At 46.1% G+C, this 11,915-nt stretch carries 10 protein-coding genes; 6 read left to right on the top strand and 4 right to left on the bottom strand.

Features of this window, described 5'->3' with window-relative positions; all coding sequences use genetic code 11:
• Positions 1-28 precede the first annotated feature (28 nt).
• The 4 genes from AC060N_RS07870 to AC060N_RS07885 all read right to left on the bottom strand — a co-directional run bounded on the left by AC060N_RS07870 (position 29) and on the right by AC060N_RS07885 (position 4,639).
• Positions 29-2,068 (bottom strand): hypothetical protein, encoded by a 2,040-nt coding sequence (locus AC060N_RS07870; protein WP_479526609.1) that lies wholly within the window; start codon positions 2,066-2,068, stop codon positions 29-31.
• Positions 2,069-2,315: 247 nt separating this feature from the next.
• Positions 2,316-3,443 carry a glycoside hydrolase family 18 protein gene (locus AC060N_RS07875; RefSeq protein WP_479526610.1) on the bottom strand — a complete coding sequence of 376 codons (1,128 nt, stop codon included), beginning with the start codon at positions 3,441-3,443 and terminating at the stop codon, positions 2,316-2,318.
• Between the two features lie 76 nt (positions 3,444-3,519).
• Positions 3,520-3,894, bottom strand: a complete 375-nt coding sequence (locus AC060N_RS07880; RefSeq protein ID WP_479526611.1) for a carboxymuconolactone decarboxylase family protein — start codon at positions 3,892-3,894, stop codon at positions 3,520-3,522.
• A 73-nt stretch (positions 3,895-3,967) separates the two neighbouring features.
• Positions 3,968-4,639 (bottom strand): peptidase associated/transthyretin-like domain-containing protein, encoded by a 672-nt coding sequence (locus AC060N_RS07885; protein WP_479526612.1) that lies wholly within the window; start codon positions 4,637-4,639, stop codon positions 3,968-3,970.
• Between the two features lie 427 nt (positions 4,640-5,066).
• Here AC060N_RS07885 and AC060N_RS07890 point away from each other — a divergent pair, with 427 nt between their 5' ends.
• The 6 genes from AC060N_RS07890 to AC060N_RS07915 all read left to right on the top strand — a co-directional run bounded on the left by AC060N_RS07890 (position 5,067) and on the right by AC060N_RS07915 (position 11,915).
• Positions 5,067-6,269 (top strand): aldolase/citrate lyase family protein, encoded by a 1,203-nt coding sequence (locus tag AC060N_RS07890; RefSeq protein ID WP_479526613.1) that lies wholly within the window; start codon positions 5,067-5,069, stop codon positions 6,267-6,269.
• The gene (gene citF, locus AC060N_RS07895) at positions 6,262-7,833 is read left to right on the top strand and encodes a citrate lyase subunit alpha (RefSeq protein ID WP_479526614.1); all 1,572 of its coding nucleotides are present in this window, start codon (positions 6,262-6,264) and stop codon (positions 7,831-7,833) included. Before AC060N_RS07890 ends, citF begins: the two co-directional genes overlap by 8 nt.
• Positions 7,834-7,925: 92 nt before the next feature.
• On the top strand, positions 7,926-9,116 hold the full coding sequence (locus AC060N_RS07900; protein WP_479526615.1) for an isocitrate/isopropylmalate dehydrogenase family protein: 1,191 nt from the start codon (positions 7,926-7,928) through the stop codon (positions 9,114-9,116).
• Complete coding sequence (locus AC060N_RS07905) at positions 9,116-9,676, top strand: HD domain-containing protein (RefSeq protein WP_479526616.1); 561 nt, start codon at positions 9,116-9,118, stop codon at positions 9,674-9,676. Before AC060N_RS07900 ends, AC060N_RS07905 begins: the two co-directional genes overlap by 1 nt.
• A gap of 30 nt (positions 9,677-9,706) precedes the next feature.
• Positions 9,707-10,057: a four helix bundle protein gene (locus tag AC060N_RS07910; protein ID WP_479526617.1), complete on the top strand. Its 351-nt coding sequence runs from the start codon at positions 9,707-9,709 to the stop codon at positions 10,055-10,057.
• Between the two features lie 46 nt (positions 10,058-10,103).
• A complete protein-coding gene (locus AC060N_RS07915) occupies positions 10,104-11,915 on the top strand; it encodes an aconitase/3-isopropylmalate dehydratase large subunit family protein (RefSeq protein ID WP_479526618.1) in 1,812 nt (603 codons plus the stop codon).

Consider the following 11,915-nt stretch of genomic DNA (forward strand, 5'->3'; position numbering starts at 1 on the left):
GTGCCCTGTTTTTGTTAGGAAAAGCAGGCTATTTAATGGCTTTCAGTGCTTCGTCCACGGCATTCAAAACAGGTTGAGCTGAAATTTTTTGTCCAACAGCCTCTTCCATCCACTGCTGTGGTGTCAGACGGCCTTGTTCATAAATGCGATCGATCTCGTCTGAGAAGTTCTTTCCTTTCAGGTATTCTTCCAGCTGGAATTCGATGAGTTGACCATACGAATAAGCAGGCAGATACAACGGATAGGAAATCATATGAGAATAGATGGCCAGAATCGGTTCGTCTTTCGTCCCAAAAACCGGCGAGAAGTAGGTATTCCAAACGTCTTTCGAGATATTGATGACAGCCGTTTTCAATTCAGCTGAATCAGCGTTTGGATGCGCGTACAGCCACTTCCAAACTTTCATATCAACCATTCCCACACCCATAATTTCCATCAGCGACCAGCCATTATCGAGCGCATTCAGGTATTTGGCCTGAGGATTATCGTCGGTAATACCTAACAGTTTTAAGTCACGACTTTGGAAAATAAATGCTAACGCTTCGGTAAAGGCGGTGTTCGGAACGCCGTGCATCATGTAGTAGTCCATGTTATAGAGCGAGATAGTCTGCTCCACATTATGGCCAAACTCGTGAACGGCAATGTTGTATCCTTTGTAATTCATTCCGGTAGAAGGAATGCGTGTGCGCAAATGCGATTTTTCACCAATCATCTGTGCGCCCCAGGCATGTCCGGAACCTCGGGCCGGATCGACAGCGATCTTGGAAGCGATAAAGTTTGCTCGTTCATCCGACCAGCCCAATTGTTTCAGTAGATTCGGCATATCTTCCTTGAATGCTTTTGGGTCGGGGTAATACGCTTCGGTTTTTTCGTTGAGTGTCTGCTCAGGGATGGAACTACGTGCTTTGAAACCATCGTACCAAATGTCGTATGGACGAAGCGGACGTCCCAGTCGTTCAGCAATTAACTCGCCGATTTGTTTCAGTTCCGGAGAACGAAGATAGGTATCGAACAACGCTTCCACTTCCGGTTGCGGAATTTCCATTTCGCCCGAAAATTTCCGTTTGAAGTACGTGTCCATATCCGGATAATACGCATCGATGGCGCGCAATGCATGGAAGTTGTTCAGGATTTGCTGATAACGGGTATTAGGCTCCGGTTTAAAAGCAATTTCCTTACCGTTGCTGTAAAGCTTATTGGCAAAAGGTTTCCATTCGTAAGCCGGATTGTTGATTACCTTCTCGGGAATATCCTGATCGATGATTCGTTTCATCACCTCGTAAATCATATCCTGCTTTTTCGGACCTTGCTCTTTATCGGCATAATCAGCCTTAATTTCATCGCGAAGATTCCAGTGCGACAGCAGTACCATATCGTCCGGGAACAGTTGCTGGCCGTCGTCGGTACGCAAATGTCCCATTTCGATGTTGTATTCCGAAATGTACAGGTCGGCTTTTGTGTTCGCTTCGGCGTAAGCTTGTTCCAGTTCAGCCGGAACACGTGCAGAGAAAACATCGCCTAACCTGGCGTAAGCCCATTCTTCACGGCTCCACATTGGTGCAAATTTTTCCTTATCGGCTAACGGATAGTAGGGAAAGTTGAGCGCAACGGCAAAAGCAATTTTGTTCCGATAGAGGTCCGACAGCATATGCGAGCCGACCGAGTAGCCGGCAAACATTTTGTCGATGGGGAGCATTGGGCCGGTAGCTAATTGAACGTTTTTCTGTAAGGCAAGTGTTATTTCATCGAAATGGCCATACATTGCCTCGAAATACTGGCTGACACGTTTGAAAAAAGCTTCACGCTGAGCCGCATCGTTGATGTAATTATCTAGGCAAAATGAGGTAAACTCTTTTGCTGAACCGTCATCTTTTCGCCAAAGCGATGCGGCATGCTTTACACCGCGTTCCATTCGTTCAGCGGTGCTGTCACCATATTTTTTGGTTAGTTTCTGAAGGACGTCATTTACGGTTGTTGCCGGAATTGGACTACCGGCCTGTGCCTGACTCATAGCAGGAGCAAACAGTAGAATGATCATAGTCAAGAGGAAAAGCGATTGTTTTTTCACGGGTTCACTTTTTTGTCGGTTAATGAATCGTGTTCATGCCGGAAACCCCTGTGAGGCAACCAGCGATGTTAAAAATAGTGAAATGAACCGGAAAGCTTTCAACATAAAGGATGCCCGAAAACAGGTGTTCAGATAACTTGTTTTCAATCAGATTTTTTGAATGGGAAAAAATGAAAATACCCATTTGACAAATAAAAAACGCACCGAAGAAAATCGATGCGTTTTGGAGCTCAACTAATAATGTGTTTTATTTTTCTGCTGTTTCTTTGGCTTTATAGATTGCATCCAGCAGACCATCCTTCATTTTATCGTTGGCAAGCTGCCAGAACATGATACCTCCTAGATGTTGATCAATGGCGTATTTTGTTTTTAAGGCTACCGATTTCGGATCGTCGTAAGTAGCGAACAAGCTGTCTTTTTCATTATACATGTACGGAGCCTGTGCTACGCTATCCCAATGCGCCTTAAAGCCTTGTTGTGGCGATAAAATAGAATCAAACTTGTCGTATCCAACACCTTGTTTGAAAACGCCGGCCTGGTACAAGCCGTTATCGACATTCTTCACGCCTTTCCAAACGCGGGCATAGAAAGCTGCACCGATCACAATCTTATTGGAAGGAACTCCGGCTTTCTCCAGGTATTTCACCGCGTTATCGGTCGATTCAGTTTGCGATGCATTGGAATAGAGCGGCGTATGATGGCCCGTCACTTTACTGTAGCCGTTAACCAAATCGTACGACATCAGGTTTACGTAGTTGACTTCCGGCATCACTGCTTTCCAGTCGATGGAGTTTTCGAGGAACTGCTGGAAACCGCCCGCAGCAAAACTAATGATGGCTTTTTTACCAAGCGTTTCTCGCAGGGTTGTTACCAGGGCCGTAAAGTTGTCCTTGTCTTCCGGAAGGAATTGATGGCCCGGGAATCCTTCGATGGAGGGATATTCCCAATCCAGGTCGAGTCCGTCGGCACCGGAATTATCGAGGATTCTCTTCACCGAAAGGGCAAATGTTTTGCGTCCTTCGGGAGTCGAAAAAACTTCGGAGCAGGTTTTGCATCCTCCCCAGCCGCCAAGTGAAACCATGACTTTTAAATCCGGATATTTTTCTTTTAGTGCCACCAGGTGAGCGACTCCCAGACTGTCTTCCGGTGAGTCGTAAGCCAGTTCGTCTCCTTTCAGATGCAGGAAACTATAAATGACGTGCGTAACCTCGCCAAGGTTATACTGGTCAATTTTATTGGCATCGCCGGCATAGTAGGCCATTACTGCAATCTGCCCGGAGTTGTCGCTGGAGGCGTCCGGCTTGTTTTTACAGGAAGAGAGGCCAAGTAGCAAGAAGGCAATCAGATACAAAGTAGAAAGGTGCTTCAGTTTCATATGCATATAGGTTAAATTCGTACATCCAGGTCTAAATCTAAGCAATTTCGGATCTTTGGAGATAACTTTTAAAAAGTTATGTAAGATCGGTTCTTTCATTATCCTGATGAAGGTAAAAATCCAGAACATCCATGGCAAAACGGGCAGATACAGTTCCAGGGCCACCGCTCATCTCGATTCCTACTTCAATGGCTTCGATAATTTCCTCCTGCGACGCACCGGAATCGATGGCTTGCTTGATGTGCCACTCCATGCACGATTCACAATTAATAACCACAGAAATTCCGGTTGCAATCAGTTCTTTATGCTTTTTTGCAAGTGCGCCATCCCGGTAGGTGAGCTGCTCCATCTCAACAAAAGCCTGGTAGACTTTCGATTTTTTCTGGTAAAATTCGTGTGCTTTTTTTCGTTGGGTGACGATGTTTTGAATGGCTTCAGAGTTCCTTTTCATGAGTCTGTTTTTCAGGTTACTGTATTAAAATTACGAAAGAGAACTGAAAACAGGCAATGAAAAACAGATGAAGTTAATCCCAGTTGCGGGTGGCCATGATGCTGTCGACGATTCCTTCGTGGTAAACACCAATTCGCAAAAGCGAATCGAGAATCATCGTACGATGGGCTTCATGAATGGCTTTTTCCCGTCGGATGTCATCAGGTGTTTTTTTCTTTTGAAAAATGGTTGCGACATCAGCCAGGCTAAAATTGATACCGACTCCACCACCCAGCGCCGGATTGGTGGACATGTTAACAGGGCCACCAACGTTGCGGGGATGAATGTTTTGCACCATCTTTTTGATTTGCTTATTCATCTGGTCGATGTTTTTAGCAAAGTATTTCATGTTGTTTGGATTCTGCTGGATAATCAGGGGACTCATTTCGTGAGCTGCAAAATGCATGTAATAAACCTTGGGTGAAGCAATGAGATCGTATTTTTTTATTTTGATGATTTTTCTTTCGTAAGAAATATGTGAAATCATCAGCGAATCGCCGGGTTGGCAGGTTAGCGAAAAATGGCCGTCTTGGTTTGTTACCATACCCATCATGGTCCGGTAGTTGATGACGTATGCTCCTTCTACGGGAATGGAGTCCTTGTCGAAGATAAAACCGGAGAATTGGAAGGTCGAATCGGGCCTGTTTTGGGCAAACAATTCTGTACTGGTAATAAGTAAAATAGCAACGAGTAGCAATGCTCTCATAAATAGTAAAAGTTCGGTTTTTACTGAAAGAATTCTACTGCGAAGATGTTGTAATGCATTGAATTCGTTGCTTTAATATTCATGAAGAAAACCTAAAAAATGTTATGGTTGGGAATAAATTCAGATAGTGAGGAATTCTTCGTGATTTGAAGTCCGGAGCTACGGATGTAAATGACGTTTCGTAACGTTGAATCGTCATAACGCAATTATAAATAAAATGCGTGCGCGATAATCTTATTTCGGATATATTATATGTTCTTCGACAATCTTGTGTATGCTGTTTAACATGGGCTTATCCCTGATAACTATCAGGATTTTCAGGAATTTAATTGGGTAACTTTTCAGTCGATTTTAGCACCCATTAGACGGAAAGTAGCAGTAGGAGGGTACTGAATAATTATTTAGTCAATCATTAACCCAAATGCCCATGACTGCAACAGCCGGAAACCGTGGAGACAGCGTACGCTCGGACTGTTTTATTCAGATTACCAAGACTGAGCATCAGGCAACTGAAATCCGGTTACAAAGCAAAGTTGAAAGCCTGTATGGTGATTCCATCCGGGAGCTTTGTCACGAAGTGTTGATTCACTACAATTTACGGAATGTGTTGGTGGAAATTGAAGACAAGGGAGCTTTGCCGTTTGTCACTGCAGCACGCCTGGAATCAGCCATTCGCCAACTCACAGGAACGGAAGAGTCTTTTTCATTACCTATTGAAACAAGACGTCTTCACCGGACCCGCCGCGATCGAACCCGGAGAACCCGTTTGTACCTACCGGGAAATAATCCGAAGCTGATGCTCAATGCGGGTATCTACGGAAGTGACGGTATCATTCTCGATTTGGAAGATTCGGTAGCTCCGGACAAAAAGGTCGAGGCCAGATTGTTGGTTCGTAATGCTTTACGAGTTGTTGATTTTGGTGATACCGAACGAATGGTCCGTATTAATCAACTGCCGGCAGGACTGGAAGACCTGGATTGTATCATTCCTGAGCAGGTGAACCTGATTTTGATTCCCAAGTGCGAAAATGCCCAGCAGATTGTGAAAGTTGAAGAGCGCATCGAAAAAATATTGGGGCAGGAAAACACCGATATCTACCTGATGCCAATTATTGAGAGTGCATTGGGGGTGGTGAACGCATACGAGATTGCATCGGCTTCGCCAAATGTCGCTGCGTTGGCTATTGGTCTGGAAGATTATACGGCCGATTTGGGAGCTCAACGAACGACAGAAGGAAGGGAATCCTTCTATGCCCGTAGTGCTGTGGTGAATGCCGCCCGTGCTGCTGGTGTTCAGCCCATCGATTCGGTTTTCTCTGAAATTGATGACATGGATGCATTGCGTAACAATGTACTCGAATCGAAAGCGCTCGGTTTTGCCGGAATGGGATGTATTCACCCGCGTCAGGTTCCGGTCATCAACGAAGGTTTTAGCCCGGATGAACAGGAAATTGAGAAGGCGAAACGCATTGTAGTGGCTTTTGAACAGGCTCGGGAAAAGGGCTTGGGTGTTGTTGCTCTTGGTTCGAAAATGATTGATGCCCCGGTGGTGAAACGTGCCGTTCACACCATCGAACTGGCCATTCAATCGGGTAAACTGTCAACCAATTGGAGAGAAAATCATGAATGAAGATCTGATATATAACGCAGTCGGACGGCTCGTTCCGTCGGAAATCAACGGCGAACTGGTCGTGCCGTTTATGGGTGTAGGAAAATATCGCCCGGAAGGAAAAAAACATGCACCGGTAATTCCCACCAATGCCGATTACCCAGCTGACGGAAATAAGCAGGTTGCTTCGTTGAAAGAAGCACTGATGAAAGCCGGACTTAAGGATGGCATGACGATTTCGACTCATCACCACTTTCGTGATGGTGACCTGGTTGCCAACATGGTTTTTGATGTAGTGAAAGAGCTAGGCGTGAAAGATATTCGTTGGTATCCGTCAGCATCTTTTCCGTGCCATGCTCATTTGATTCCATACCTGGAAGATGGCACTATCAGCCACATCGAAGGAAGCATGAACGGACCGCTTGGACGGTTTTGTTCGGAAGGTAAGATGAAAAAAACGGCTGTTCTGCGCTCGCATGGCGGACGCTACCAGGCGGTGCAGGACGGTGAAGTGAAGATCGATATTGCTGTGATAGGTGCAGCTTGCGCCGATCCGTTTGGCAATGCTAACGGTCTGAATGGACCTTCGGCTAGTGGATTATTGGGATTCGCTTTAGCTGATTCGCAGTACGCCGACAAAGTTATTGTGGTAACCGATAACATGGTGCCATTTCCCTGTGTGCCGTGGCAAATTCAGGGAAACTATGTGGATTATACTGTTGAAGTGGAGAAAATCGGTATTCCGGAGAAGATTGTTTCCGGAACAACGCAGATTACCAAAAGCCCTGATCGTCTTTTGATTGCGGAGATGACAGCCAGATTTTGTGAAGCCACCGGCATCATTCGCGATGGATTTTCGTTTCAGGCAGGAGCCGGAGGAACCGCGCTTTCCATCGGGATCTACTTTGGCGAAATCATGCGTCGGAAAGGTATTAAGGCCCGGTTTGCCCGTGGCGGGAGTAACAAGTACCTGGTTGAAATGCTGGAAGAGGGTTTGGTGGAGTACATCCTCGACGGACAGACCTTTGATTTGGAAGGTGTTCGCTCCATGCGCGATAATCCGAATCATACCTGGACCAGTCCGTTCACCAGTTACAACTACCACAGTAAAGGAAATTTTGCTGGTTTGGTGGACGTGGTGATTCTCGGTGCTACCGAAGTGGATGTGAATTTCAATGCCAATGTGGTGACACACTCCGATGGCAAGTTACTGCACGGTCTTGGTGGCTGGCAGAATTGCCTTTTCTCCAAGACGGTTATTCTTCCTTTGCCACTTTTCCGTGATCGCATCCCGGTGATTGTGGATGAAGTAACCACACTTTGTGGACCGGGCGAACTCATTGATGTAATCGTAACCGAACGGGGCATCGCCATCAATCCGTTGCGGAAAGATTTAATCGAAAAAGCAAAAGATTCAGGTCTTCCTATTCGGACCATCGAAGAGTTGAAAGAGGAAGCGGAACGCATTTGCGGAAAACCGAAAAAGCCTGTTTTTACCGACAAGATTATCGCAGCCATCAAATGGGTGGACGGAACGGTGATTGACGTGGTGCGGCAGGTAGAAGAAAAGAAAACAGAAAATTGAACCAATATTAGTGACCAAGCCGATTTAAAAACAAACGAGCGCAACGCCTCTGAGTGCCAAAAATCAGTGGTGTGCCAAAAAATCAATTGACTATGGCAAAAAGAACCATCGTAGCGATGCCGGGCGACGGCATTGGAAAGACAGTCCTTCCCGAAGCCATCAGGGTACTGGAAGCAGCCGGATTTGAAGCCGATTACGTAGAAGGTGACATTGGCTGGGAGTTTTGGTGCAAAGAGGGAAATCCGCTGCCCGAGCGCACCATTAAACTTCTGGAAGAGCATAAAATTGGATTGTTTGGAGCGATTACTTCGAAACCGAAGGAAGAGGCGTTCAACGAACTTTCGCCCGAGTTGAAGGAGAAAGGCCTGGTATACTCAAGCCCAATCGTCGGCCTTCGTCAGCATTTCAATCTCGATATCTGCATGCGTCCGTGCCATACTTATAAGGGAAATCCGCTGAACTTCATTCGTCGCGGAAAAGAAAACAGCGTCGAAGAACCGGAAGTGGATGTGGTTATTTTCCGTCAGAATACAGAAGGCCTCTACGGCGGTGTGGAATGGAGTAATCCGGATGACAAAGTTTACGATGCATTGATGACGCATCCCAAGTTTGTGAAAAACTTCGGTTCGGTTCCCCGGAATGAGTTATCGGTTTCGACCCGAATCTTTACGAAAAAAGCTACTGAACGCATTCTTCGCGCTGCCTTTGCTCATGCAGCAAAATACGGCTATAAGTCGGTAACGCTCTGTGAGAAGCCTAATGTGATTCGCGAAACTTCGGGAATGATGTACAAGATGGCGAAAGAGATTCAACAGGAATATTCCGGCATCGCTCTTTGGAATACCAACATCGATGCACAGATGATGTGGTTGACCAAAAATCCGGAAGACTACGGAGTAATCGTAGCCGGAAACATGTTCGGTGATATTGTTTCCGATGGTTTTGCCGGATTGATTGGCGGTTTGGGATTTGCCTGTAGCGCCAACATGGGTGACGAAGTGGCCGTTTTTGAGCCGACGCATGGTTCTGCACCCAAATATGCCGATTACGATGTTTCGATTGTTAATCCAATTGCCATGATTGAATCAGCCTGCATGATGTTGGATCATCTCGGTGAAAACGACAAAGCCATCAAAATCCGTGAGGCCATTGCTGAAGTGGTGGCTGAGGGTAAAGTCCGCACGTACGATATGATGAAGATGGCGGGACGGCCCGATGTGATTGAAAAAGGTGCGGCTTCGACACAGCAGATGGCCGATGCTATCATTGAAAAACTGAAGTAATGAGCAACCTGGAACAAGTATATGATCTTTGGCCGGAGCTGCTCTGGATTAAAGATGATGAGCTTCGCGATAAGACTGCAGAAACATGGCGTCGGGCATTGGAAAGAAGCGTGCTGACGCCGGAAGATCTGCACCGAATTCCGTTCACGCTTCTTTGCGGACCGGATTTGAAAGTCAGCTTCATGGACCACAAGCGGGCGGTTGTACACATTGCCCGTGAAAGTGGTATGAAGATGAACGAATTCTTCAAGAATGAGCTACCGGTCAACATGGATGTCCTGATCGCCGGTGCTATTCTTGCCGATGTAGGCAAACTACTGGAGTATGAGCTGGACGAAAACGGGAATTCTTTTCAGGGAAAATATGGCAAACTGTTGAGACATCCGTTTTCGGGTGTTTCGTTGGCCGAATCCTGTGGTGTTCCACCGGAAGTCTGCCATATTATTGCTGCTCATGCGGGTGAAGGTGATATGGTGAAACGCACTACAGAGGCGTACATTGTGCACCATGCTGATTTTATGACATTTCTGCCTTTTAAGGCAATGAGCAATGAAAAATGAACAGTGAAAAATCAAAATGAATAATGGACAATGAAGGAAAATCAGGTTGTCGAGAAATCGTTTGCCTTTGCACTGAAAATTGTGGAATTGTCTCGGTATTTGATGAAGGAAAAGAACGAGTACATTCTTTCCAAACAGATTTTGAGGTCGGGAACTTCTATTGGTGCTAATATTGAGGAGGCGCAAGGCGGATTTTCGAAGAAAGATTTTTCTGCTAAGATGGGAATCGCTTACAAAGAAGCTCGTGAAACAAAATATTGGTTGCGACTTCTGCATCAATCGGGATACATTGATGAAGCAAAGCTGAATTCTTTGTTGCCCGGTTGCGAGGAACTTCTTAAGATGCTGTATTACATCGTAAAAAATTCCAAAGCAAAGTGAAAGCTCAATCCAATTGTTCATTTCTCATTTTTAATTTCTAATTGAAATGATGACTATCATTGAGAAAATAATCGCTACCCATTCGGGAAAGGATTCAGTGAAACCGGGTGAGATCGTCGATATCAGTATTGATGTTCGTCTGGCCCGGGATTTTGGAGGTGCAAATGTGGTGAAGAATCTGGTGGATAACCAGCTGGTCATTGAGAACAGCGACAAAACTTTCTTCACTTTCGACTGCAATCCAACGGGATCTGATCAGAAATATGCTGCCAACCAGCAAAAGTGCCGGCTTTTTGCCCGCGATTTCAATATCCGGGTGTATGATATCAATTCCGGTATTGGAACCCATCTGGCCATTGATAAAGGTTTAGCCGTTCCTGGCTCAACGGTGGTTTCCACTGATTCGCATGCCAATATTCTGGGGGCAATTGGCGCTTTTGGACAGGGAATGGGTGATCGGGATATCGCTGCTGCATGGGCACGTGGGGCTGTCTGGTTTAAAGTGCCGGAGTCGATAAAGATTACTCTCAACGGAAAACGTCCGGAAGGTGTTTATGCTAAAGATATTGTCCTGAATTTGCTGAAGCATTTCGGTGCCAGTAGTTTGCTGGGCAAATCAGTTGAGCTTTACGGCGAAGAAGTTGATAAGCTTACGCTGGACGAACGCATCACCATCTCATCCATGGGAACGGAAATGGGAGCTATTGCGGTCTTCTTTCCGCCATCGGATGAGGTAATTCAATATGCAAAAGAACGCTCCGGTGAAGATTTCGAGCCGGTATTTGCTGATGGCGACGCAAATTATGCGGAAACCTTCGAACTGGATATGGCAACCTTCATTCCGGCTATTTCCCTTCCGGGAAAACCACATGATGTGGTTCCGGTGGAGCAGGTGAAGGGAACCAAAATCGATTCATCCTTTATTGGTAGTTGTACAAACGGGCGTATGGAAGACATGCGTGCTGCTGCCCGGATTCTGAAAGGCCGGAAAGTAGCGCCCGGTGTGGTGTTGAAAATCGTTCCATCGACCGATGAGGTTTGGAATGCCTGCATGGACGAAGGTCTGATTCGCATCTTCAAAGATGCCGGTGCGATGCTAAGTAATGCCGGATGTGCCGGATGTGCTGCCGGTCAGGTGGGGCAAAACGGCCCTGGCGAGAAAACCGTTAGTACCGGAAACCGGAACTTTGCCGGTAAACAGGGAAAAGGTGATGTATACCTGGCTTCGCCGGCAACGGCAGCGGCTTCTGCGGTAGCAGGTCATATTACCACTGAAGATGATTTGCCGGAACGACCTTCATTATTCGAGGAAGGACATGGCAAGCAGGAAGCAGTGCTGGTAACTCATCATGATAATGAAAAAGAAAAGCCGTCAGTAATTGACGGACGGGTTTGGTTGGTCATGGAAGACAACATTGATACGGACATGATTTTCCATAACCAGCATTTGGCGATTACCGAACTGTCGGAAATGGGGAAATATACTTTTGGCAATCTAAAAGGCTGGGAAGATTTTGCTACCAAAGCAAAACCGGGTGATATCGTCATCACCGGCAAAAACTTTGGTGCCGGTAGTTCCCGTCAACAAGCAGTTGACTGCTTCAAATCATTGGGTGTACAGGCTGTTCTGGCTGAGTCGTTCGGAGCTATTTATGAGCGAAATGCCATCAACGCCGGCTTCCCGATTATGACCTATGAGTCAATTGAAGAACTGGATCTGCAGAATGGTAATGTCATTACTGTAGAATTCGAAACCGGAAAGATAACCAACCGGGAAAATGGTAAGAGCATCACGGTTCAGCCGTTCTCTGATGTTCAAATGGAAATCTACCGAAAGGGAGATTTGCTTCATGTATAA

It is taken from the genome of Prolixibacter sp. DSM 2831, assembly GCF_056493735.1.